At 67.6% G+C, this 21269-nt stretch carries 23 protein-coding genes; 16 read left to right on the forward strand and 7 right to left on the reverse strand.

The window, feature by feature from the left end:
* Positions 1 to 2: 2 nt before the first annotated feature.
* The gene (locus ABE424_RS18545; RefSeq protein ID WP_346492577.1) at positions 3 to 593 is read right to left on the reverse strand and encodes a helix-turn-helix domain-containing protein; all 591 of its coding nucleotides are present in this window, start codon (positions 591 to 593) and stop codon (positions 3 to 5) included.
* Positions 594 to 705: 112 nt separating this feature from the next.
* On the opposite strand from ABE424_RS18545, the gene ABE424_RS18550 reads away from it, so the two are divergent.
* From ABE424_RS18550 to ABE424_RS18560, 3 genes are read left to right on the forward strand one after another with little or no spacing between them, the layout of a single operon-like run.
* Complete coding sequence (locus ABE424_RS18550) at positions 706 to 1761, forward strand: sugar phosphate isomerase/epimerase family protein (RefSeq protein WP_346492578.1); 1056 nt, start codon at positions 706 to 708, stop codon at positions 1759 to 1761.
* A complete protein-coding gene (locus ABE424_RS18555; protein ID WP_346492579.1) occupies positions 1761 to 2630 on the forward strand; it encodes an alpha/beta hydrolase in 870 nt (289 codons plus the stop codon). The genes ABE424_RS18550 and ABE424_RS18555 overlap by 1 nt, the downstream gene beginning before the upstream one ends.
* A complete protein-coding gene (locus tag ABE424_RS18560; RefSeq protein WP_346492580.1) occupies positions 2627 to 3559 on the forward strand; it encodes an alpha/beta hydrolase in 933 nt (310 codons plus the stop codon). The genes ABE424_RS18555 and ABE424_RS18560 overlap by 4 nt, the downstream gene beginning before the upstream one ends.
* Positions 3560 to 3608: 49 nt before the next feature.
* On the opposite strand, the gene ABE424_RS18565 is transcribed toward ABE424_RS18560, so the two are convergent.
* Together ABE424_RS18565 and ABE424_RS18570 are read right to left on the reverse strand one after the other, a co-directional pair.
* Entirely contained in the window at positions 3609 to 4037 is a 429-nt protein-coding gene (locus ABE424_RS18565) for an NUDIX domain-containing protein (RefSeq protein WP_346478413.1), read from the reverse strand.
* 128 nt (positions 4038 to 4165) lie between these two features.
* Positions 4166 to 4738 (reverse strand): Ax21 family protein, encoded by a 573-nt coding sequence (locus tag ABE424_RS18570; protein ID WP_176990938.1) that lies wholly within the window; start codon positions 4736 to 4738, stop codon positions 4166 to 4168.
* 662 nt (positions 4739 to 5400) lie between these two features.
* Between ABE424_RS18570 and ABE424_RS18575 the strand changes: the two genes are divergently transcribed.
* Complete coding sequence (locus ABE424_RS18575; RefSeq protein WP_346478414.1) at positions 5401 to 5760, forward strand: DUF1428 domain-containing protein; 360 nt, start codon at positions 5401 to 5403, stop codon at positions 5758 to 5760.
* 16 nt (positions 5761 to 5776) lie between these two features.
* Here ABE424_RS18575 and ABE424_RS18580 read toward each other — a convergent pair whose 3' ends face one another.
* Together ABE424_RS18580 and ABE424_RS18585 are read right to left on the reverse strand one after the other, a co-directional pair.
* Positions 5777 to 6454 carry a hypothetical protein gene (locus ABE424_RS18580; protein WP_346492581.1) on the reverse strand — a complete coding sequence of 226 codons (678 nt, stop codon included), beginning with the start codon at positions 6452 to 6454 and terminating at the stop codon, positions 5777 to 5779.
* Between the two features lie 241 nt (positions 6455 to 6695).
* Complete coding sequence (locus ABE424_RS18585) at positions 6696 to 7715, reverse strand: histone H1-like repetitive region-containing protein (protein ID WP_346492582.1); 1020 nt, start codon at positions 7713 to 7715, stop codon at positions 6696 to 6698.
* Between the two features lie 555 nt (positions 7716 to 8270).
* On the opposite strand from ABE424_RS18585, the gene ABE424_RS18590 reads away from it, so the two are divergent.
* The 10 genes from ABE424_RS18590 (at position 8271) to ABE424_RS18635 (ending at position 16943) form a co-directional block, all read left to right on the forward strand.
* Positions 8271 to 9698 (forward strand): Do family serine endopeptidase, encoded by a 1428-nt coding sequence (locus ABE424_RS18590; protein WP_346492583.1) that lies wholly within the window; start codon positions 8271 to 8273, stop codon positions 9696 to 9698.
* Between the two features lie 111 nt (positions 9699 to 9809).
* Positions 9810 to 10175, forward strand: coding sequence for a hypothetical protein (locus tag ABE424_RS18595; protein WP_019185548.1), 366 nt, complete (start codon positions 9810 to 9812; stop codon positions 10173 to 10175).
* 8 nt (positions 10176 to 10183) lie between these two features.
* Entirely contained in the window at positions 10184 to 10684 is a 501-nt protein-coding gene (locus ABE424_RS18600) for a phage holin family protein (protein WP_176990933.1), read from the forward strand.
* A complete protein-coding gene (locus tag ABE424_RS18605; protein WP_346492584.1) occupies positions 10681 to 11157 on the forward strand; it encodes a protein sip-5 in 477 nt (158 codons plus the stop codon). Before ABE424_RS18600 ends, ABE424_RS18605 begins: the two co-directional genes overlap by 4 nt.
* 136 nt (positions 11158 to 11293) lie before the next feature.
* The gene (locus tag ABE424_RS18610; protein ID WP_176990931.1) at positions 11294 to 12385 is read left to right on the forward strand and encodes an AI-2E family transporter; all 1092 of its coding nucleotides are present in this window, start codon (positions 11294 to 11296) and stop codon (positions 12383 to 12385) included.
* An 85-nt stretch (positions 12386 to 12470) separates the two neighbouring features.
* Entirely contained in the window at positions 12471 to 12947 is a 477-nt protein-coding gene (locus tag ABE424_RS18615) for a hypothetical protein (RefSeq protein WP_313208837.1), read from the forward strand.
* 63 nt (positions 12948 to 13010) lie between these two features.
* Complete coding sequence (locus ABE424_RS18620; protein ID WP_102788871.1) at positions 13011 to 13721, forward strand: HAD family hydrolase; 711 nt, start codon at positions 13011 to 13013, stop codon at positions 13719 to 13721.
* Positions 13722 to 13749: 28 nt separating this feature from the next.
* Complete coding sequence (locus tag ABE424_RS18625; protein ID WP_346492585.1) at positions 13750 to 15117, forward strand: leucyl aminopeptidase family protein; 1368 nt, start codon at positions 13750 to 13752, stop codon at positions 15115 to 15117.
* A gap of 156 nt (positions 15118 to 15273) precedes the next feature.
* Positions 15274 to 16386 carry a catalase family peroxidase gene (locus ABE424_RS18630; RefSeq protein ID WP_346492586.1) on the forward strand — a complete coding sequence of 371 codons (1113 nt, stop codon included), beginning with the start codon at positions 15274 to 15276 and terminating at the stop codon, positions 16384 to 16386.
* Positions 16383 to 16943, forward strand: coding sequence for a cytochrome b/b6 domain-containing protein (locus ABE424_RS18635; protein WP_346492587.1), 561 nt, complete (start codon positions 16383 to 16385; stop codon positions 16941 to 16943). Before ABE424_RS18630 ends, ABE424_RS18635 begins: the two co-directional genes overlap by 4 nt.
* Before the next feature lie 102 nt (positions 16944 to 17045).
* Here ABE424_RS18635 and ABE424_RS18640 read toward each other — a convergent pair whose 3' ends face one another.
* A complete protein-coding gene (locus tag ABE424_RS18640; protein WP_123731154.1) occupies positions 17046 to 17648 on the reverse strand; it encodes a response regulator transcription factor in 603 nt (200 codons plus the stop codon).
* Positions 17645 to 18871, reverse strand: coding sequence for a sensor histidine kinase (locus ABE424_RS18645; RefSeq protein ID WP_346492588.1), 1227 nt, complete (start codon positions 18869 to 18871; stop codon positions 17645 to 17647). Before ABE424_RS18645 ends, ABE424_RS18640 begins: the two co-directional genes overlap by 4 nt.
* Positions 18872 to 19166: 295 nt before the next feature.
* Between ABE424_RS18645 and ABE424_RS18650 the strand changes: the two genes are divergently transcribed.
* Complete coding sequence (locus ABE424_RS18650; RefSeq protein ID WP_346492589.1) at positions 19167 to 20402, forward strand: efflux RND transporter periplasmic adaptor subunit; 1236 nt, start codon at positions 19167 to 19169, stop codon at positions 20400 to 20402.
* Between the two features lie 166 nt (positions 20403 to 20568).
* Positions 20569 to 21258 carry an ABC transporter ATP-binding protein gene (locus ABE424_RS18655; RefSeq protein WP_179460460.1) on the forward strand — a complete coding sequence of 230 codons (690 nt, stop codon included), beginning with the start codon at positions 20569 to 20571 and terminating at the stop codon, positions 21256 to 21258.
* Positions 21259 to 21269 lie beyond the last annotated feature (11 nt).

Genomic DNA, 21269 nt, shown 5'->3' on the forward strand with positions numbered 1-21269 from the left:
GATCAGTCCCGGGTCGGCAGCGCGCGCATCGCCAGCGCCACCGCCGCCAGCAACCGCGCCCGCCCCACGCCGTCGCGGGCCTGGGTCGAAATGCCATGCAGCACGGTGGCGTAGTAGTCGCCGAGCGCCTGCACGTCCACGCCGTCGGCAAGCTCACCTGCGCTGGCGGCCTGCTGCAGGCGGGCGATGATCGACTGGGTGCGCTGGCGGCGGTGTTCGGCCAGCCAGTCCATCACCGCTTCATTCTCCGGTGCCGTACTGGTCGCCGCCGAGACGACCAGGCAGCCCTGCGCGCGACCACGCCGGGTGTAGGTGAGTACCGCGTCATGCAGCATGCGTTCGATTGCCGGGCGCACCGCCTGCTCGCGCAGGGCACGGTCGGCGAAGCCGCCGTCGCCGGCTTCGTACAACGCCACGGCCTCGCGGAAGAGCTGCTCCTTGCTGCCGAAGGCGGCGTAGATCCGCGCCGACGCGATGCCCAGCGCCTCCACCAGCGCCGACATCGACGTGCCTTCATAGCCACGCGCCCAGAACAGCAGCATGGCCTGCTTCAGGGCGTGGTCTTTGTCGAATTCGCGCGGGCGTCCGGCCATGGGGCATCACTACGGGAAGAAACGTTGCGGCGATTCTAACGATACCCGGCGTTGACCGGGATCATCCGTGCGCCTATTCTTTGTCACTCGACAAACAATAAGGCGGCATCCGATGCGCACCATCAAAGGCCCCAGCCTGCACCTGGCCCAGTTCAGTGCAGACCAACCCCCGTTCAACGACCTGCCCTCGATCGCCGCCTGGGCGGCCAGCCAGGGCTTCAAGGCCCTGCAGATCCCGGCCTGGGACGAACGCTTGTTCGATGTGGAGAAAGCCGCGCACAGCCAGCAGTACTGCGATGACATGATCGCGATGCTGGCCGGCCACGGGCTGGTGATCAGCGAACTCACCACGCACATCTTCGGCCAGCTGGTGGCGGTGCACCCGGCCTACGACGCCCTGTGCGACAGCTTCGCTCCCGCGCACCTGCAGGGCGATCCGGCCGCGCGCAGCGCGTGGGCGGTGGAGCGCATCAAGCTGGCCGCCCAGGCCTCGCAACGCCTGGGCCTGGACCGCATGGGCACCTTCTCCGGTTCGTTCGCCTGGCCCTACCTGTTCCCCTTCCCGCAGCGCCCGGATGGTTTGATCGAGGCCGCGTTCGAGGAGCTGGCGCGGCGCTGGCTGCCGATCCTGGAGGTGTGCGACGCCCACGGCGTGGACCTCTGCTATGAGATCCATCCCAGCGAAGACCTGCACGACGGCACCAGCTTCGAGCGCTTCCATGCCGCCGTCGGTGGCCACCGGCGCTGCCGGATCCTGTTCGATCCCAGCCACTTCGTGCTGCAGCAGCTCAATTACCTGGACTTCCTGGATATCTACCGCGGATTCATCGGCATGGTTCATATCAAGGACGCGGAGTTCAACCCCAGCGGGCGCCAGGGCATCTACGGCGGTTACAGCGGCTGGACCGAGCGTGCCGGTCGCTTCCGCTCGCTCGGTGATGGGCAGGTGGACTTCAAGGGCATCTTCTCCAAGCTGGCCCAGTACGACTACGACGGGTGGGCCACGCTGGAATGGGAGTGCTGCCTGAAGAACCAGGAAGACGGCGCGCGCGAGGGCGTAGCCTTCATCAACGCGCACATCATCAAGGTCACCGACCGCATCTTCGACGATTTCGCGGGTGCACCGGTCAGTCGTGCGCAGATCCACGGCATGTTGGGGATCCTCTGATGATTCTGGAACTTGAAGGCGTCAGCCACCGCCACGTGCGTATCGAAGGGCGCAGCGTGCATTGCGCCCTGCTCGGCGAAGGCCGGCCGGTGCTGCTGATCCCCGGCTGGCCACAGACCTGGTATGCCTGGCGCCATGTCATGCAGGCACTCGCCGCGCAGGGGTTCCAGGCAATCGCCGTGGATCCGCCGGGGACGGGCGATTCGGATACGCCTGCGCAGGGCTATGACACCGGCAACATCGCCGCCACGCTGCATGCGGTGATGCAGCAGCTGGGCCACGCGCGCTACCAGGTGGTGGGCCATGACGTCGGCATGTGGGTGGCCTACGCGCTGGCCAGCGACCAGCCGCAGGCGGTGCAGCGCCTGGCCATCACCGAAGCGGTGATCCCCGGCCTGGCCGATGCACCGCCGGTGTTCGTGGCACCGGAAGACAACATTTTCCTGTGGCACTTCATGTTCAACCAGGTGCGCGACCTGCCCGAGGCGTTGATCGCCGGCCGCGAGCGCGCCTACCTGACCTTCATGTTCGACCGCTGGGCGCATCGCCGCGAAGCGGTCGCCAGCGAGGTCTACATCCGGGCGTACGCGGCACCGGGTGGGCTCAGTGGTGGCTTCGGCTACTACCGGGCGATCCCGGAGACGATCCGGCAGAACCGGCAGCGCGCGCTCACCCCGTTGGCCATGCCGGTGCTGGCGATCGGCGCCGAGCACGCCACCGCCGACATGCCGATGGACACCATGCGCGCGCACGCCAGCGACCTGCGCGGCACGATGATCGCCGACTGCGGCCACTTCGTCATGGAAGAAGCACCGGAGGCGTTCCTGGCGCAGCTGCTGCCGTTCCTGCAGCCGGAAATCACCGCATGAGCCTGGACCCGGACATCGCCCGCTTCCTGTCCACCCTGCCGCCGCCGGAGGCGGTGGCAGGGATGTCGCTGGCGGAATTGCGCAGCGCGAGCGAGAGGGCCCTGCCCACCCTGCACGGGCCATTGGAGGCCGTCGAGTCCGTCCGCGATTTCAGCGTGGAGACCGGCGACGGCCAGGCCGTCGCCGTGCGTGCCTACTGGCCCGCCGGACACCGGCGGGGCCAGCTGCGCGCGGGGCTGGTCTTCGCCCATGGCGGCGGCTGGTTCCAGTGTTCGCTGGCGGTCTACGACAACCCGTGCCGGGCGCTCGCCAACGCGACCGGTTGCGTGGTGCTGTCGGTGGACTATCGGCTGGCACCGGAACACCGCTTCCCGATCCCGCTGGAGGACGTGTACGCCGCCCTGTGCTGGGCAAGCCGCCACGCGGCCACGCTCGACATCGATCCGGCACGGCTGGGGGTGGGCGGCGACAGTGCCGGCGGCAACCTGGCCGCGGCCGTGGCGCTGCTTGCCCGCGACCGTGGTGGGCCGACCATCGATCACCAGCTTCTGCTGTATCCCGCACTCGACACCGTCACCGACCACGACAGCCACCAGCGCTTCGGCGAGGGCCATTACCTGACGACTGCGTTGATGCAACGCTGCTGGGAGGCGTATCTCAACCCCGGCGACGACGCCAACGCCTACGCCGTGCCAGCGCGCGCGAAAGACCTGCGCGGGCTGCCCCCGGCCACGGTGCTGGTGTGCGCGTACGACCCGCTGCGTGATGAAGGCGAACAGTACGCCGCGCGCCTGCGCCAGGCGGGCGTAGCGGTGACCTCCGAACGCCTGCCCGGCATGATCCACGCATGCCTGCACCTGCTGGGGTTGGCGCCGGCCACGCGGATGCTGCTGGATCGAAGTGCCGCGCTGTTGGCTGGGCGGGTGTAGCCCCGCTACCACCTCAACCGGCAAGGTCCTGCACTGCCGGGCCTTGCAATCAAGGTGGAGTCATCGAAAGCTGCGCCATCGCGCGCAGCGCAGAAAGGGTCAGCGGCGCGGGCAGCGCATCCGGCGGGAACCAGCCCAGTGCAAGCAACGCTTCCGGTTCCTTCACTGCCGCGATGGACGCATCCCGCGTGCGCACGACATACACCGGCGCCACCCAGTGCTGCCCCAGCGCCGGTTCGAAGTGATCCACGACGCACAGCAGCCGTTCGACGGTCACCTCGAGTCCGGTTTCTTCCAGGACTTCGCGCACCACGGCATCTTCGACCTTCTCCATCCAATCGACCTTGCCGCCGGGCAGGCCCCAGTGGCCCTGTTCGGGCTGACGCCCGCGCTGGACCAGCAGGATCGCGCCATCGGCGCGCTGGATGACGGCACCGCAACCGAGGCGGGGTTGCTGCAGCGCAGGGGACTCGGACATCAGGCATCTCCATGACAGTGCCTCATTATCCCTCTCCCCGCGGAAACCGCGCCCACGAAAAAGGCCCGGCAATGCCGGGCCTTTCCTGCCACGCCGATCAGGCGCGTGGCGATGCGGTCACGCTGGGATTACCAGCTGAAGCGCGGGCCGACCGACCATTCCTTGTCACCGTGGCGATCCATCTTGATGTCGCCGTTGATGCCCCAGTTCTGGTTCAACTTCACCTGGCCACCCAGGCGGCCGTAGAACTGGCCATCCGGATTGACGCCGTGCTTCTTGCTGTAATCCTCGTAGCCGGCCATCGCATAGACTTCGGCGTGCTGGCCGAACGCGGTACGGATACCGGCTTCAGCGCTGTAGCCGTTGAAGTCCAGGCCTTCCTTCGGGTCGAACTTGTTGTAGGCAACGCGACCCACGAAGTCGGTGCTGTTGCCGATTTCCTGGTTGTAGCCCACGCCGACGCGCCACTGGTCGATCTTGAAGTCACCGATGTCGGTCTTCTGCTGGTTGTACTCACCAAAGGCGTGGAAGTTCGGGTGGAAGGCGTAGGAACCCTTCACGCCCCAACCATCGGCCTTGCCGCCATCTGCGTCGGTCTTGACGTAGTCGGCTTCAGCGTAGTTGTAGGACAGGCCTTCAGCCGCCGAAGCGGTGAACGGGAGGGCGGCAGCCAGGGCCAGAGCAATCAACGAAGTCTTCATGGGGGTACACCTTTATGTCTTGGACTACTTGCACCCGGCATGGAGGCCGGACTGCATCGGGAATGTAAATTCTCCGTTATTCGACACAACCCGCCCTGAAGTTGACCACCTGCACAAAAGTGAATTTTGGGGCGGCGTTCAGACGCGCTCTGGCATACGCGCGTGGCTTTTTCCAGGCGATGAAGGCGTGAATGCCCGTAGCGCGCGATCGTCACGCGGGCAACAGATGCGGGGGAAAGGCCACGCACGGGAGCCGTGCGGGAAAGGACTCTGGTCACGACGGTGCCCTTGCGGGGCGTCACGCGCTGGGGAAGCCGCTCTTGGGGAGTAATCGGCTAACGCGTCCATCCTCCTGAATGCACCGAGGTCCGTGCCGTGGGGCGTTGGACCGCAGGGCGCCGTGGGGCGTCCTGCCCGGCACCGCCATCATGGGCTGGATGCGTCAGCTGAACCATCAGGAAGTTCCTCACTCTGATTCGGATTTTTCTGACCCCTTTGACCCTCGGCCCGGTGGTGGCCGGGCCGCGCTGAATGGTCCGCCCGGGTCCGCCCAGGGTGTTCACCCGCCGCAAAGGGCCTCAAGCGCAGTGTCGATACTCCGCCCCCTGTTTCGTCGTATGCCTTGAAGGCGCCCATCCTGGCGCGCCATCCGGAGCGTTGTCATGGCGTATATCGATGGTTTCGTACTGGCCGTCCCGACCGCGAACAAAGACAAATTCCTCGAGCACGCCCGCATGGGCGATGCGATCTGCATCAAGCACGGTGCGCTGCGCGTGGTGGAGTGTTGGGGCGATGATGTTCCGCACGGCAAGCAGACCGACTTCCATCGGGCGGTCGAAGCGAAGGAGGATGAGGCGGTGCTGTTTTCCTGGATCGAATGGCCGGACAAGGCCACGCGCGATGCCGGCATGCAGAAGATGATGGAAGACCCGCAGATGAACCCGGAGAACAATCCGATGCCGTTCGACGGCAAGCGGATGATCTACGGCGGCTTCGTGCCGGTGGTGGAACTCAAGAGCTGAGGGGCGCTGCCATCGCTCAGCGTGGGTGCGCGGATTCTTCGTCGCTCTGGAATCCGCCGCCCATTCCCCCGCCACCAGCACCACCACCGCCCCCACCGCCTTTACCGCCGCCCTTGTCACCCGCATCGCCCTTGCCCTTCGCACCGGCCGACGGCCGTGCCGGGCCTTGGCGCGGGATGACGACGGCGGCAGGGATGGGATCAAGATCCAGCGCCTGACGGATGAAGTCGCGCAGCGACACCACCAGTTCGGCGGTGGGAACGAGGCGGCCCTGGGCCATCTCGTTGGCGGCGTGCGCGGCCAGGCGCACCTGCTCATCGGTGCCCAGCAGGATGATGTCCGACAGGGCCGCTTCCACCGCATCACGGATGCGACGCGCACGCTCGCCGCCGATCTCCGCGTCCGCCGGCAGGTGCAATGCATCGCCGTCTTCGCCTGCGTCGGGCAGCGCGCGGAAGTCCCGGCGATGGCGTGGATCGACATCAAGCGTGCCGGTGAATGAACCCCCGAGCACTTTGTAAGCCGCGATCAGCGTGCGCAGCCGCTCGTTGATCTGCCGGTTCTCGCGCTCGCGGCGCTGCTGCATGGTCTGCATGACCAGCAGCCGGATGCCGACGCCGATCAGGGTGATGACCGCCAGGCCGACCAGGGTCGAGAGCATGGCCTGCCAGGAACTGAAGTCGAGACCGCGCATTGCATCTTCCCGTGGACGTCCGCGGAGCAGGTTAGCAAGAGAGGCAGGGAGGAACCGTCAAGCACCTGGCCGCAGGGGCAGGATCTGACGAAGGGGCGGGACAGTCAGGACAGGAACCGGGAGTCTGATCGCAGCGTGACGCGATGCACTCGACCGGGATGCCAAGAGGCAGTGGGCGGGCACAGGCCGACCCCGCCATGCCACTCCCGCCCTCAGGCGGGAGCAGCACGTTGCAACTTGCTTACTTGCGCGCGCGCTTGGCCGGCGCCTTGCGGGCAACCGGCTTGGCGACAGCACGCTTGGCCGGGGCGGCCTTGCGGGCCGGAGCCTTCTTCGCCGGAGCCTTCTTGGCCACAGCCTTCTTGGCGGTCGCGACCTTCTTGCCGACGGTCTTCTTGGCCGCGGTGGTCTTCTTGGTCACGGCCTTCTTGGCCGTGGCGACCTTCTTGCCGACCGACTTGCGGGCGACGGCGGTCTTCTTGCCGGCCACCTTCTTGGCGGTCGCGGTCTTCCGGGTCACGGCCTTCTTGGCGGTCGCCGACTTCCTGGCAACAGCCTTCTTGGCGGTGGCGACCTTCTTGCCGACGGTCTTCTTGGCGACGGCGGTCTTCTTGCCGGCTACCTTCTTGGCCGCTGCGGTCTTCTTGGTCACGGCCTTCTTGGCGGTCGCCGACTTCTTGGCAACGGCGGTCCGGGCAGCGGCGACCTTCTTGCCGACGGTCTTCTTGGCGGCGGTGGTCTTCTTGGTCACGGCCTTCTTGGCGGTCGCGGTCTTCTTGGCGACGGCCTTCTTGGCGGTGGCAACCTTCTTGGTCACGGTCTTCTTGGCGGCGGCAGCCTTCTTGGTCACGGCCTTCTTGGCGGTCGTGGCCTTCTTGCCGGCAGCCTTGGTGGTCTTGGTCACGGCCTTTTCAGCGGCAGCCTTCTTCTTGGCGACCTGCTTCTTGATCGCGGTGACTTCGGCCTTGGCGTTCTTCTTGGCCGTTTCCAGCTTCTGCTTGGCGGTGGCCAGGGTCTTGCCGACCGACTTGGCCGCTTTGTCAGCCTTCTTGGCGACGGTCTTCTCGACCTTGGTCACGGCCTTCTTGACCTTGGCGACCTGGGTGGTGGCGGCCTTGCGTGCGCGCTTGGCGGTCTTCTTCACCGAAGCGACGGCATCTTCCGCAACGTGTGCGATGGTCTCGCCGACGTTGGTGGCGGTTTCTTTTGCATCTTCGACGGTCTGCGAGAGAACCGTGGTCACACCATTACCGTTGCTCATTGAGTGCCTCCTAAGGGGCCTGGTTAGTCAAATCGCTGGCGATGCTATACCGGCGCGGTCCATCGTGGAACGGTCTTGATGCGATGCACGTGCCAAGCCGACAGTAGCACCCCCATCGGCGGCAGCAAGCAACGCACCAGGTGCTTGCACGAAACCCCTTGAAAACAGCATTACCGTTCCAGTGCGTGGTGCATGGCGTGTGTCTGGATGCGCATCTCCGCCGCATCCGATGATTCGACAATTGGTCGTCGCACCTGATCCATTCCCTGCCTCCACACCCGGCATTTGCGCTGGTTTCGATCACGCTGGTGCGCGTTGCTGGCGCACGACGAGGGTGCGATCGGGCATCACCGGATGCATCTTGGCAGGCACTTCCGGTCCTCCCTATCGGCTGCCTCGGCACCCCGACCATCGGCCTGCCGACGTCGTCGGGAACGCCGCGGCCGCGGCGGGTTTCATGCCGGGTTTAGCCGGTTGCGGACACACTCATTCAGGTTGAATTACCGTATACCTGTTTTCCCTGCCCCCGCCCCCTCCGACACGGAACCGCCGGACATGCGACCGCTCCCGACCCTGCTCACGCTCGCCCTCGCCGCTGCCTTCGGCGGATTCACCGCCACGGCCATCAACGCGCACCTGGACAACCGTGCCGAAGCGGCACCGGCCGCGTACACGATTCCGACCACGGCCGCGCTGCCCGCGGCGGTCGCCGGACAGGCGGTACCGTCACTGGCACCGATGCTGGAGCGGGTGATGCCGGCGGTGGTCAGCGTCAACACCAAGCAGGTGGTGCGCGTGCGCAACCCCTACTTCAACGACCCGTTCTTCCGCCGCCTGTTCCCGGAAGTGCCGCAGGAGCGCATCAACGAATCGCTGGGCTCCGGCGTGATCATCGATGCCGCCGAGGGCCTGGTGCTGACCAACCACCACGTCATCGACAATGCCGACGACGTGCAGGTGACGCTGGCCGATGGACGGACGGTCAAGGCTGAATTCATCGGCTCCGATGCCGATACCGACGTTGCCCTGATCCGTATTCCGACCGGCAACCTGACCGAGATCAAGCTCGGCAACAGCGCGCAGCTGCGCGTGGGCGACTTCGTAGTGGCGATCGGCAACCCGTTCGGTTTCAGCCAGACGGTCACCTCCGGCATCGTCTCGGCGGTGGGCCGCAGCGGCATCCGCGGGCTGGGCTACCAGAACTTCATCCAGACCGATGCCTCGATCAACCCGGGCAATTCCGGCGGCGCACTGGTCAACCTGCAGGGCCAGCTGGTCGGCATCAATACCGCCAGTTTCAATCCGCAGGGCAGCATGGCCGGCAACATCGGCCTGGGCCTGGCGATCCCCTCCAACCTGGCGCGCGACGTGGTCGACCAGCTGGTCAAGCACGGCGTGGTGGTGCGCGGCACGCTCGGCATCGAGACGCAGAACCTGACCCAGCAGATCGCACAGGGCCTGGGCCTGACCGAGACGCGGGGCGCGCTGGTCACCCGCGTGCTGGCCGGGTCCAGTGCCGCGGTCGCCGGACTGAAGCCGGGCGATGTGGTGGTGTCGGCCAACGGCCAGCGCGTGGACAGCGCGCAGGCGCTGCACAACGTGGAAGGCCTGCAGCCGGTGGGCAGCACGCTGACCCTGGATGTGCGCCGCGAGGGCAAGCCGCTGCAGATCAAGGCCACGCTCAAGGAACAGGCGCGCGCGGTCAGTGGCGAATCACTCGATCCGCGCCTGGGCGGTGCCACCTTCGTCGATCTGCCCGAGTCGCTGCGCCAGGCCGGTGTCAGCGGCGTGCTGGTCAGCGAGGTCAAACGCGGCAGCCGCGCGGCCAACTCCGGGCTGCAGCAGGGCGATGTGATCACCGCGGCAACGGCAGGTGAGTTTGCCGATCTCGCCAGCTGGCGCGCCAACTTCCAGCAGCGTCCGGCGCAGCTGGTGCTGCGCATCATCCGGGGCAACGGTGGTGGCCAGCTGGTGATGCGCTGAACGCAGCGGCTGCCGTAACGTCGCTTACACCCGGCCGGTGCTATTACCTTGTGTTCGTTGCCGTCGGATCGTCCGCGGTCACCTTCCCCATCGCATAGCAGGAGATACACGATGAGCCCCACCAATACCGAGAACCTGAAGGAACACCTGGGCGAAGCCGGCTCGCACCTGAAGTCGGCCGCCACCGCCGCCGGCGGTGCGATCAAGGGCGCCACCGGTGCTGCCGGTGACGAGCTGCGCATCGGCAAGGCCAACGTCAAGGCCGAGCTGTCCGATACCGCGCTGTCCGGCCTGGCGGCTGCCGAGTTCGGTGGTGCCGCTGCCAAGGAACAGGTCGATGCACTGATGGACAAGGGCAAGGACCTGGTCGACAGCGCTGCCGAACTGATCCGTGAGCGTCCGCTGGCGTCCTTCGGCGTGGCCTTCGCGGCCGGCTGGATCATCGCCAAGCTGGCCCGCAGCGGCGGCGACAAGTAAGCAGCGGCGTGAGCGATCAAGCCCAGTCGAACGCTGCCGGTGGCGCGGATATCCCGCCACCGGACAGCGGTGAAAAAGCACCGCGCCTGGACGAGAGCATCCGTCAGGTCGGTGAGGCCGGCCGTGAGACCGTCGATTCGGCCAAACACACCCTGCGCTCCCTGCGACGGTTGGCTTCTGCCGACTTCGCACTGGCGCGCAGCGCGTTTGGCCGGGCACTGGCCTGGGCGGGCGTGGCGATCGTGTTCGGCGCGTCGGCCTGGTTGTTGCTGGCCGGTACGCTGATCGCCCTGATGCAGCGTTGGGGCCTGTCCTGGTTCCATTCGCTGTTGATCACCTCGATCGTCAGCCTGCTGGTCACCGGCTACGCGATGTGGCGGGTCTCGTTCTTCTTCCGCCATACCGGCATGCATGCCACCCGCCGCCAGCTGTCGCGGCTGGGGCTGTATGACGAGCCCAGCGATGAAGATCCCGATGCCGACGTCGACACCACGGGGGTGAAGCGATGAACTTCGAAGCCTTGCGGCAACGCGTCCAGCGCGCCGAGCTGGTGGTGGCGGTGCGGGTGGAGAAAACCCGCAGCAACTGGTCCACCCTCAGCACCGTCTGGCGTACCGGATGGACACCGCTGCGCATCATCACCGTGGGTCTGGCCGGCGGTTTCCTGGCCGGCAAGCTGGAGCCCACCGGCCTGGGCGCGAAGGTGCAGGGCGCGCGGTGGCTGCAGATGATCGGCTCGGTCTCCAATCTGGTGGCCAGTACCCAGGCCGCGTTCGCCTCCATGCAGGCCAGCGAAGCGGCCGATACCGCCGAGCAGGCGGCTGACAAGGTGGATGAGGCAACCGATGAGCCGCCGCGTCAGGCGGCTCCGACGCCTGCGGCCCCGGCAACGCCCCGGCTCAGCCCGGAACGCCGCGCGGATCCGGCCTCGCCGCATCAGCCGCAACCGGCCGAAGCCGCCACGGACCTGTCCGAACGCTGATCGCAGCGCGGTCGGCCGCAACATCCGAAGGCCCTGCGGCACCCGTCGCGGGGCCTTTCTTCGTCTGCACGCACCCCACACGCCATGCGCACCCGGCTTGCCCAATAATGGCGCTCCTTTCCAGTGTGCGATCCGAATGAGCGTCCCGGTTCCCCCTTCTGCCGAAGCCGTCGTCGCACCGCCCGCGCCGCGCCCACGCGCCCCGATGTCGCTGGTGATCCTGGCCACCCTGGCCGTCGCCTTCACCTTGTGGGCGGCACAGGACGTGGTGCTGCCGATCCTGCTGGCGATGTTCTTCGCGCTGGTCGGCAACCCGATCCTGCGGATGCTGCAGAAGATCTGGATTCCCCGGTTCCTCGGTGCGGTGCTGGTGCTCGGCGTCGGCCTGAGTGGTGCCGCCGCGCTCGGCGTGCAGCTGGTTGGCCCGGCGATGGAGTGGGCCCAGGAAGCACCGCAGCAGCTGCGCAAGGTTGCCCGCCAGGTGCAGAACCTGACCAAGCCGGTGCAGCAGGCCAACCAGGCCGCCGAGAACTTCGCGCGCGTCGCCGGTGGCGAAGGCAGCCGCCGCGTGCAGATCGTGCGCACCCAGCTCGATGATCCCTACAAGGTGCTGACCCGCGCGCCACGCCTGGCCGCCTCGGTGCTGGCGGTGGTGCTGCTGACCCTGTTCTTCATGATCTACGGGCAGAACCTGCAGAAGCATGCGATCGCGCTGTTTCCCAACCGCCAGCAGCAACGCTTCACCACGGACATCCTGCGCTCGATCGAGCGCGAGGTTTCCCGGTACGTACTGACCATCACCGTGATCAACACGCTGGTCGGCCTGGTGTTCTCCGGCATCCTGCTGCTGCTCGGCATTTCGCTGCAGGAGGCGCTGCTATGGGGCACCGTGGCGGCTCTGCTGAACTTCGCGCCCTACGTCGGTCCGCTGATCGGCGTGGCGCTGATGCTGCTGATGGGTTTCGTGGAGTTCAGCGATCCCTTCAAGGCATTGTTGCCCGCGGCCTGCTACCTCGCGCTGCACACCATCGAGGGCCAGGTGGTGACTCCGATCGTGCTGGGCCGGCAGATGGCGATCTCGCCGCTGATCCTGATCCTGGCCCTGATGGTGTTCGGCTGGCTGTGGGGCATGGTCGGCCTGCTGCTGGCGGTGCCGCTGCTGGTCTGCATCAAGCTGGTGCTGGCGCGGCTGGATGGCACCCAGGGCTGGGCCAAGCTGCTGGAATAAGCAGTCAAGGCCAAGGATACGGCTGGCCGCGCGATCCCCGGTGCTGCCAGAATACCGGCACTTTTTCGGATGGATCCCGGCCCTGATGTCTTCCCTCGCTACCCGTTGCCTGGCCCTCGCCGGCCTTGTCACCCTCGCTGCCCCGACGTTGGCCGCACCTCCGCCCAGCGCCGAGGTGGCCAGCCGCCAGCTGGTCGAGGCGGTCACCTGCAAGCGTCACCTGACGCCTGCGCAGTTCGCCGCGCTGGCGAAGGTGCTCAAGCCGACCGAGCTGCAGGCGTACGGCGAGCTGTCCGATGGCGAGTATGCGCTGACCACGCCGCTGCTCGTCCTGGGCCAGCCGGTGAACCGCCTGCACCTGTACGACGGTGCCAACGGCGAGGACAGCATCGACAGCTATACCGCCTACTTCAGCACAGCCGGTATCGAACAGATCGCAGCGCTGGCGAAGATTCCGCGCAACGAAGCCGGCGACTACACCTTGGAAGTAGGCCGCCACGACCTGAGCGTGCGGCAGGACGAGGGCCAAGCCTCCATCGCCTGCTCCTACGACCTGCGCTGAAGCACCTCACCTCGGCCCTGCGCGCGCCATGAAAGCCCGCGCGCGCAGGCGTAGAATGGCGGGGTGAATTTCCCCGTCCAAGCCATCACCCTCGACCTCGACGACACCTTGTGGCCGTTCGCCCCCATCGGCGCCCGCATCGACCAGGTGTTGTACGAGTGGATGCTCCAGCACAGCCCCGCGACCGCCGCGATGTACCCGGTGGCCGCGATGCGCGAACTGCGCGAGCGCTCCTTCCATGACAACCCGCACCTGCACTACGACCTGAGCGCGCTGCGCCGGTTGACGCTGAGCGAGGCGCTGGAGAAAAGCGGCGCCGATCCGGCCCTGCTCGAACCGGCCTACGAGGCGTTCTACGCCGCGCGCAACCAGGTCGAGTTCTATCCGGATGCGATGGACGCGCTGGCCCGGATCGCCGCGCGCGTGCCGGTCGCCGCGCTCAGCAACGGCAATGCCGACCTGCAGCGGATCGGCGTGTCCCACCACTTCACCTTCCAGCTCGGCTCGCGCGAGCACGGCGCCGCCAAGCCTGCGGCGAGCATCTTCCACGCGGCCTGCGAGCGCCTCGCGGTGGCCCCGGCCCACGTGCTGCACGTCGGCGACCACGCCGAGATGGACGTGGTCGGTGCGATGCAGGCCGGCCTGCGCGGCTGCTGGATCAACCGCGAAGAACACCCCTGGACCCATCCTTCACTGCAGCCCGATCTGCAGTTCGACACCCTGACCGGGCTGGCCGACTGGCTGGATGCGAACGCATCCGCCCAGCACGCGTAAGCCGCCGCCCAAGGAGCACTCGAGTCCCATGTCCCAGATCAACGGTTTCACGTCCGATACCTCGCATGCGCTGCCGCTGCATGTGATGACCCGCGAGCAGTACGCCGGTTGGCGTGCGCAGCAGTCCGACGCACTCGGCGCGTGGCTGGACGCGCAGCGCTTCAACGGCAGCGGTGGCAGCGTGGTGCTGCTGCCGGGCGAGCACGGCCTGGCCGGCGCGATCGTCGGTGTCGGCGACCCGGGCGATGTCTACAGCTACGCGCATGCGCCGTTCGCGCTGCCGGAAGGCACTGTCTGGACGCTGGCGGATGCACTGGCACCGGAGATCGAGACCCTGCTGCAGATCGGCTGGGGCCTGGGCAGCTACCGCTTCGCGCGCTACCGGAAGCCCAACCGCGCGCCGGCCCAGCTGGCCGCCACCCCTTCGGCCGAAGTGCGCGACGTGGTCGCGGCCAGCCTGCGCGTGCGCGACTGGGTCAACACCCCCACCGAGGACATGGGTCCGCAGCAGCTCGAAGATGCCGCGCGTGAACTGGCCACGGCTCACGGCGCGCAGATCGAGGTGATCACCGGCGATGCGCTGCTGGAGCAGAACTTCCCGTCCATCCACGCCGTGGGCCGCGCTTCGCATCGCGCGCCGCGGCTGATCGTGCTGCGCTGGGGCAACGCGGGCCAGCCGCACGTGGCGCTGGTCGGCAAGGGCGTGTGCTTCGACACCGGCGGGCTGGACATCAAGCCGGGCGATGGCATGCGCAACATGAAGAAGGACATGGGCGGCGCGGCGCACGCGCTGGGCCTGGCCGGGCTGATCATGGCCCAGCAGCTGCCGGTGCAGCTGACCCTGCTGATCCCGGCGGTGGAAAACGCGATCGGTCCGGATGCCTTCCGTCCGGGCGAAGTGATCGCCACCCGCAAGGGCCTGAGCATCGAGATCGACAACACCGACGCCGAAGGCCGGGTGATCCTCGCCGATGCGCTGACCTATGCCAGCGAGCAGCAGCCGGAGATCGTGCTCGATTTCGCCACCCTGACCGGCGCGGCCCGCATCGCGCTCGGCCCGGACCTGCCGGCGCTGTTCAGCAACGACGACACCCTGGCCCAGCAGTGGCTGCAGGCCGGTGAATCGGTGCGCGATCCGGTCTGGCGCATGCCGCTGTGGCGTCCGTACCTGCGCTACCTGCACAGCAACATCGCCGACCTGGCCAACGCCGGTTCGCGCATGGCCGGCTCGGTCACCGCCGCGCTGTACCTGGAGCGTTTCATCGCCGAAGGCCAGACCTGGGCGCATCTGGATGTGTACGCCTGGAACGACGGCGAACGCCCGGGCCGTCCGGCCGGTGGCGAAGCGCTGGCGCTGCGTTCGGCGTGGGCGATGCTGAAGACGCGGTACGCCTGAAGCGCCGCGCCTCACCTGTGACCCCCACGATCCCCGCCCCGGCGGGGATCGTCGTTTCTGAAGAGTTGTCGAAAATGTGAATATCGGCCTGCGCCGGGTTCTGACACCATGCCCCTGTCGCCCACCCACACGCTTCGTGAAGGCAGGAATCCGGACATGTCGCTCTTCGGCTATACCCGCGCTGGTCGCGAACCGGGCACTCCACGCCCTCAATCACCGCTGCTGTGGATCGCACTGATCGCCCTGATCGCGGGGGGTCTGGTGCTGGCCTTCGCCTGGCTGGCCGGCTGGATCGGTCGCGACCGCGTCACCGCACAGACCTTCACCGATGCCATCGAAGCGACCGGCCCACCACAGCCGGGCTTCCGTCGCGCGCACACCAAGGGCGTCTGCGTCAGTGGTGTGTTCCAGGGCACACCTGAAGGCGCGGCGCTGAGTTCGGCACGCGTGTTCCGCCAGCGCCAGGTACCGGTATTGGGCCGGCTCTCGATCGGTGGCGGCGATCCGCATGGTGCCGACAACAAGGCCCGCGTGCGCAGCATGGCGCTGCAGCTGGTCAGCGATGACGGCCAGGAATGGCGGATGGCGATGAACAGCTTCCCGTTCTTCGCGGTACCCACCGCGGAAGCCTTCCTCGAGCAGACCCGTGCGGGCATCCCGGACCCGGCCACCGGTAAACCGGATCCGGCGAAGATGGCGGCCGTGCTGGAGAAATACCCTTCTGCGCGTGCCTTCCAGCAGTGGGCCAAGACCGCCCCGTGGTCGAACAGCTGGGCCAACACCGCCTACAACGGCGTCAACAGTTTCCGCTTCACCGCCGCCGATGGCAGCCACCGCTTCGTGCGCTGGAGCATGCGTCCACAGGCACCGTTCGAGGACATGACGCCGGAACAGCGCGCGCAGTCCGACGATGATTTCCTCAGCGAGGAGTTCGCGCAGCGGCTGGCGCAGGGTCCGGTGCGCTGGGACATGTGGGTGACCGTCGCCAACGATGGCGACCCGGTCAATGATCCTTCGCAGGTGTGGCCGGAGGACCGCCGCCAGGTGAAGGCCGGCACGCTGACCCTGAGCAGCATGCAGCCGCAGGCCACCGGCGCCTGCCGCGACCTCAACTACGATCCGCTGATCCTGCCCAGCGGCGTGGCCGGCACCGATGATCCGATCCTGGCCGCGCGCTCGGCGGTGTATTCACAATCGTTCAATCGTCGCGAGCGCGAAATCGCCCGCGGCAACGCGCCCGCTGCCACGGGCAAGGAAGGTGCGCGATGAACCGTGATGCCGGCCATTTCAATCTTCTCGCCCGCGTCCTGCACTGGCTGATGGCGGCGATGATCCTGACCATGCTGTTCGTCGGCGTGACCATGGTCGCTTCGCTGCACTGGCGGCCGATGCTGATCGACCTGCATCGGCCATTGGGCATCGCGATCCTGCTGCTGGTGCTGGTGCGGCTGTACAACCGCCTGCGCCACCGTCCACCGCCGCTGCCGGCCGACCTGCCCGCCTGGCAGGCCGCGGCCGCGCATGCCTCGCACTGGGTGCTGTACGGATTGATGCTGGCGATGCCGCTGGTCGGCTGGGGCATGCTCTCCGCCGGCGGCTATCCGATCGTGATGGGCGGCGGCGTGCACCTGCCGGCGATCCTGCCGCACAACCCGGCGCTGTACGCGGCCCTGCGCAGCGCGCACAGCCTGCTGGCCTATGTGTTGTTCGCCACGGTGGTGATGCATCTGTCGGCTGCGCTGTTCCACCTGTGGGTGCGCCGCGATGGCGTATTCCAGGCGATGGCGAAGGGCCCGGAGAAAGAGCGCAACGACGATGCCGGATAAATCAGGTTGCCTGTCATCCTGGTAGCCACCGACCGTTGGTCGGTGGGGGCGGCCGGTATCGATCCCATGCATCGCGCCCACCAACGGTGGGCGCCTACCGCGTTACAACCAGCCTTTCTGCCGCGCCAGCCGATACGCTTCGATGCGGTTGGCGACGCCCAGCTTGCCGATGCATTCGGACAGGTAGTTGCGCACCGTCCCGTGCGACAGCCCGAGCTGGGTGGCGATCTCGCTGGCCGAGCGTCCGTCGCCGGACAGGCGCAGCACCTGGCGCTCGCGGTCGTTGAGCGGATCGGCCTGCGACCAGGCATCCAGCGCCAGCTGCGGGTCGATCGCGCGGCCGCCGTGCTGCACCTGGCGCAGCGCATCGGCCAGGCGTTCGGCCGGGGCATCCTTGAGCAGATAGCCGCAGACCCCGGCATCCAGCGCGCGGCGCAGGAAGCCGGAGCGCGCGAAGGTGGTGACGATCACCACCTTGATCGGGAGCCCCTGACGGGCGATCCGCTGCGCCAGTTCCAGCCCGGACAGGCCGGGCATTTCGATGTCGGTGACCAGGATGTCCGGCTGCAGCTGCTGCAGCATCCGCCACGCGGCTTCGCCATCGGCAGCGCTGCCCAGCACCTCGATGTCCGGCTCCAGCCCGAGCAGCGCTGACAATGCGCCGCGCACCATCGCCTGGTCTTCGGCGAGCACGATGCGGATCATGGCGTGGCTCCGTCCGGGAGGGCATCGGGTGTGACCGGTGCCACGACCGGCGTGGTTGCCGCCGGCAGCGTGACCCGCACCGTCACGCAGGTGCCCTCGCCCTTCGCCGACTGCATCACCAGAGTGCCGCGTAGTGCCGCAACGCGTTCGCGCATGCCGGTCAGCCCGTTGCCGTCGACGTGGACACCACCGCGCCCATCGTCGCGGATCTGCATCAACAGACTGCGCCCGTCCTGCTCGAAGGTGATCCACGCCTGCCGCGCCTGTGCGTGGCGGGCGATATTGGTCACCGCCTCGCGCAGGACCAGTGACAACGCCCGTTCGATATCGACCGGCATCGGCGGCGGCGGCGCGTAGTGCAGATGCACATACTGGTACTCCAGCAGCAACCGGGCCGAGGCGAGTTCGGCCGCCAGATCGCTGGCGCGGATACCGGTGACTGCACTGCGCACTTCGGCCAGCGCCTGGCGCGCGATGGTCTCGGCCTCGTCCACCTCGCGGCGCGAGCCCACCGGATCGCGGTCGGCCAGCTTGCGCGAGAGCTCCAGCTTCAAGGTGATCAAGGACAGCGTATGCCCCAGCAGATCGTGCAGATCGCGGCCGATGCGCTCGCGCTCGGCGGTCGCGGCGAGCCGACGCACTTCGTCCTGCGACAGCTGCAGCGCCGCATCCTGCTCATGGCTGGCGGTCTCGAAGTTGACCACCAGGCTGATGATCATCGCCATGCTCGGGATCCAGATCAGCGCCTGCCACGGGTAGTGGGCCAACAAACCCACCACCACGAACAGCGCGTTCAATCCCACCAGCTGCAGCAGATAACGCCCATAGCCGCTGCGGCGCGAGACACGCAGGGTGACGCAGCCGAAAATGAAGTAGCTCACCGCCGAGGGGTACCACGCCAGCGGAACCAGCCCCAGTACCACCATCGACAGGGCGTAGCGCGGTGCGTGGCAACGCGGTGCGAGCAGCACACCGGCGTACAGCACCAGGAACACCGGGTAGGTCAGCAGGGTCAGCGCCGCCCAGCGCCAGGTGTATCCACCGCCGAACAACGGCGTCAGGAACACCCACAGTGTCCACAGCAGGTGGATCGCATCGACCCACGGCGATCTGCCGCGCCGCAGGTTCTCGGCCACGGCCGAATCCGGCGCGGGGCGCAACAGGGAGGCGAGCCGACTGGAGGACACGGACGATTCCAAAGCAGGGCGATCAGGCGCGATCATGCCACTTCAGCCGATGCGCCGCAGGCGACGCTGCCGGAGTGGACCTGGGCATCGTGCAGACTGGCCAGGCACAACACAGAGGGCTCGATCATGACGGACTCCCGGGAGGACACCCACAGCGTCCGTCATCCGCGCTGCCGGCCCCAGTGGCGGGCGTCAGCCCATGCAGGTGACAGCTGTCACTGCCGCCGCCGCAGGCCGCCGGGCATGCTGTGCACCACCCGGCCACCGTGCCGGTTTGCCCCCCGGCCGCCGTTGCGGTCACACTCGGCCCGATTCCCCGTCCAGACTCACGATGAACGCATCCGCTGAACTGCTCAAGGAACTCCGCATCGACCGCAAGGCCGGTTCGCCGCCACCGTCGCCCTCGCGACGTGGCCGCTGGATCGTGCTGGCGATCGTCCTTCTCATCGTGCTGGCCGGGCTGGCCTGGTTCGTGTTCGGCCGCGAGCGCCCGATCGCGGTGACCACTGCCCCGGTGGTGGCGATCCAGCAGGGCGGCGCCAGCAGCTCGGTGCTCGATGCCAGCGGCTATGTGGTCGCCCGGCGCATGGCCACCGTCTCGGCCAAGATCACCGGCAAGGTCCGCGAGGTGATGATCGAGGAAGGCATGCGTGTGGAAGAGGGCCAGATCATGGCCACGCTCGACCCGATCGATGCCAACGCACAGCGCAGCCTCTCGGCCTCGCAGCTGGAGGCCGCGCGCAGCCAGCTGGCCGGACTGCAGGCGCAGGTCGCCCAGGCCGATGCCGAGGCCGGCCGCCTGCAGGCACTGGTCGGCCAGCAGCTGGTCTCGCGCTCGCAGTACGACCTGGCCATCGCCCAGCGCGACAACCTGCGCGCCCAGCTCAAGACTGCCCAGCGCAACACCACCGTGGCCAGCGATTCGCTGGCGATCGCCGACCTCGGCGTGGACAACAACATCGTGCGCGCGCCGTTCTCCGGCGTGGTCACCGCCAAGGCCGCGCAGCCGGGCGAGATCGTCTCGCCGCTGTCGGCCGGCGGCGGCTTCACCCGCACGGGCATCGGCACCATCGTGGACATGGACTCGCTGGAGATCGAAGTCGAGGTCGGCGAATCCTTCATCGGCCGCGTGCAGCCGAAGATGCCGGTCGAAGCCACCCTCAATGCCTACCCGGACTGGAAAATCCCGGCCGAAGTGATCGCGATCATCCCGACCGCCGACCGCGGCAAGGCCACCGTGAAGGTGCGCGTGGCGCTGAAGACCAAGGACCCGCGCATCGTCCCGGAAATGGGCGTGCGGGTCAGCTTCCTGGAAAGCGCCCAGCCCACCGAAGCCGCCAAGCCGCAGGGCGTGCGCGTACCGGCGGCGGCGATCGTGGAGCGCGACCAGAAGACGGTCGCCTTCGTGGTCAAGGACGATGCGCGGGTGGAACAGCGCGCGCTCACCGTGGGCACCACGCTCAACAACGACCGCCAGGTCACGCAGGGCCTGAGTGCCGGCGAGGTCGTGGTGACCTCACCACCGGCCGAGCTGCACGACGGCAGCAAGGTCACCGAAACCCCCTGACGGGCCGAAGGTAGCAGTACGCGAGCCGCCCCCACGCTCGCAGCAAGTGCGACTCCCTCGTGCCGTCACGGCGCGCACGGTGGCGGCTGGCCGTCACCGCGGAACCCGGCGGCCTTCGCCCGGGCGCGCCGCATGCCTTTTCTCACTGATCCACGGAGAACCACCCATGTCCACCCTGGTTTCGCTCCGCAACATCACCAAGACCTACCAGCGCGGCCCCGAGAAAGTGCAGGTGCTGCACGGCATTGATCTGGACATCCAGTCGGGCGATTTCGTCGCGTTGATGGGCCCGTCCGGTTCGGGCAAGACCACCCTGCTCAACCTGATCGGCGGGTTGGATACGCCCACCGCGGGCGAGATCGAGATCGAGGGCGAGCGCATCGACCGCATGAGCGGTGGCCAGCTCTCGACCTGGCGCAGCCACCACGTCGGCTTCGTGTTCCAGTTCTACAACCTGATGCCGATGCTGACCGCCCAGAAGAACGTGGAGCTGCCGCTGCTGCTGACCCACCTGGGCGCGGCGCAGCGCAAGCGCAACGCCGAGATCGCGCTGACCCTGGTCGGCCTGGCCGACCGCCGCAGCCACCGGCCGAACGAGCTCTCCGGCGGCCAGCAGCAGCGCGTGGCGATCGCCCGCGCGATCGTCTCCGACCCCACCTTCCTGATCTGCGATGAGCCCACCGGCGACCTGGACCGCCAGTCCGCCGAGGAGATCCTGGGGCTGCTGCAGCAGCTCAACCGCGAACACGGCAAGACCATCATCATGGTCACCCATGATCCCAAGGCCGCCGAGTACGCCACGCACACGGTGCACCTGGACAAGGGCGAACTGGCCGACGTGCCAGCGGCCCACTGACGGAGGATGCG

This window comes from Stenotrophomonas sp. TWI1149, assembly GCF_039673155.1.
Classification (GTDB): domain Bacteria; phylum Pseudomonadota; class Gammaproteobacteria; order Xanthomonadales; family Xanthomonadaceae; genus Stenotrophomonas; species Stenotrophomonas maltophilia_AA.

Excerpts from the sequence above, each read along its gene's own strand:
- ABE424_RS18545 (WP_346492577.1), bottom strand. The coding sequence starts at position 593 with ATGGCCGGACGCCCGCGCGAATTCGACAAAGACCACGCCCTGAAGCAG.
- ABE424_RS18550 (WP_346492578.1), top strand. The coding sequence starts at position 706 with ATGCGCACCATCAAAGGCCCCAGCCTGCACCTGGCCCAGTTCAGTGCA.
- ABE424_RS18555 (WP_346492579.1), top strand. The coding sequence starts at position 1,761 with ATGATTCTGGAACTTGAAGGCGTCAGCCACCGCCACGTGCGTATCGAA.
- ABE424_RS18560 (WP_346492580.1), top strand. The coding sequence starts at position 2,627 with ATGAGCCTGGACCCGGACATCGCCCGCTTCCTGTCCACCCTGCCGCCG.
- ABE424_RS18565 (WP_346478413.1), bottom strand. The coding sequence starts at position 4,037 with ATGTCCGAGTCCCCTGCGCTGCAGCAACCCCGCCTCGGTTGCGGTGCC.
- ABE424_RS18570 (WP_176990938.1), bottom strand. The coding sequence starts at position 4,738 with ATGAAGACTTCGTTGATTGCTCTGGCCCTGGCTGCCGCCCTCCCGTTC.
- ABE424_RS18575 (WP_346478414.1), top strand. The coding sequence starts at position 5,401 with ATGGCGTATATCGATGGTTTCGTACTGGCCGTCCCGACCGCGAACAAA.
- ABE424_RS18580 (WP_346492581.1), bottom strand. The coding sequence starts at position 6,454 with ATGCGCGGTCTCGACTTCAGTTCCTGGCAGGCCATGCTCTCGACCCTG.
- ABE424_RS18585 (WP_346492582.1), bottom strand. The coding sequence starts at position 7,715 with ATGAGCAACGGTAATGGTGTGACCACGGTTCTCTCGCAGACCGTCGAA.
- ABE424_RS18590 (WP_346492583.1), top strand. The coding sequence starts at position 8,271 with ATGCGACCGCTCCCGACCCTGCTCACGCTCGCCCTCGCCGCTGCCTTC.
- ABE424_RS18595 (WP_019185548.1), top strand. The coding sequence starts at position 9,810 with ATGAGCCCCACCAATACCGAGAACCTGAAGGAACACCTGGGCGAAGCC.
- ABE424_RS18605 (WP_346492584.1), top strand. The coding sequence starts at position 10,681 with ATGAACTTCGAAGCCTTGCGGCAACGCGTCCAGCGCGCCGAGCTGGTG.
- ABE424_RS18610 (WP_176990931.1), top strand. The coding sequence starts at position 11,294 with ATGAGCGTCCCGGTTCCCCCTTCTGCCGAAGCCGTCGTCGCACCGCCC.
- ABE424_RS18615 (WP_313208837.1), top strand. The coding sequence starts at position 12,471 with ATGTCTTCCCTCGCTACCCGTTGCCTGGCCCTCGCCGGCCTTGTCACC.
- ABE424_RS18625 (WP_346492585.1), top strand. The coding sequence starts at position 13,750 with ATGTCCCAGATCAACGGTTTCACGTCCGATACCTCGCATGCGCTGCCG.
- ABE424_RS18630 (WP_346492586.1), top strand. The coding sequence starts at position 15,274 with ATGTCGCTCTTCGGCTATACCCGCGCTGGTCGCGAACCGGGCACTCCA.
- ABE424_RS18635 (WP_346492587.1), top strand. The coding sequence starts at position 16,383 with ATGAACCGTGATGCCGGCCATTTCAATCTTCTCGCCCGCGTCCTGCAC.
- ABE424_RS18640 (WP_123731154.1), bottom strand. The coding sequence starts at position 17,648 with ATGATCCGCATCGTGCTCGCCGAAGACCAGGCGATGGTGCGCGGCGCA.
- ABE424_RS18645 (WP_346492588.1), bottom strand. The coding sequence starts at position 18,871 with ATGATCGCGCCTGATCGCCCTGCTTTGGAATCGTCCGTGTCCTCCAGT.
- ABE424_RS18650 (WP_346492589.1), top strand. The coding sequence starts at position 19,167 with ATGAACGCATCCGCTGAACTGCTCAAGGAACTCCGCATCGACCGCAAG.
- ABE424_RS18655 (WP_179460460.1), top strand. The coding sequence starts at position 20,569 with ATGTCCACCCTGGTTTCGCTCCGCAACATCACCAAGACCTACCAGCGC.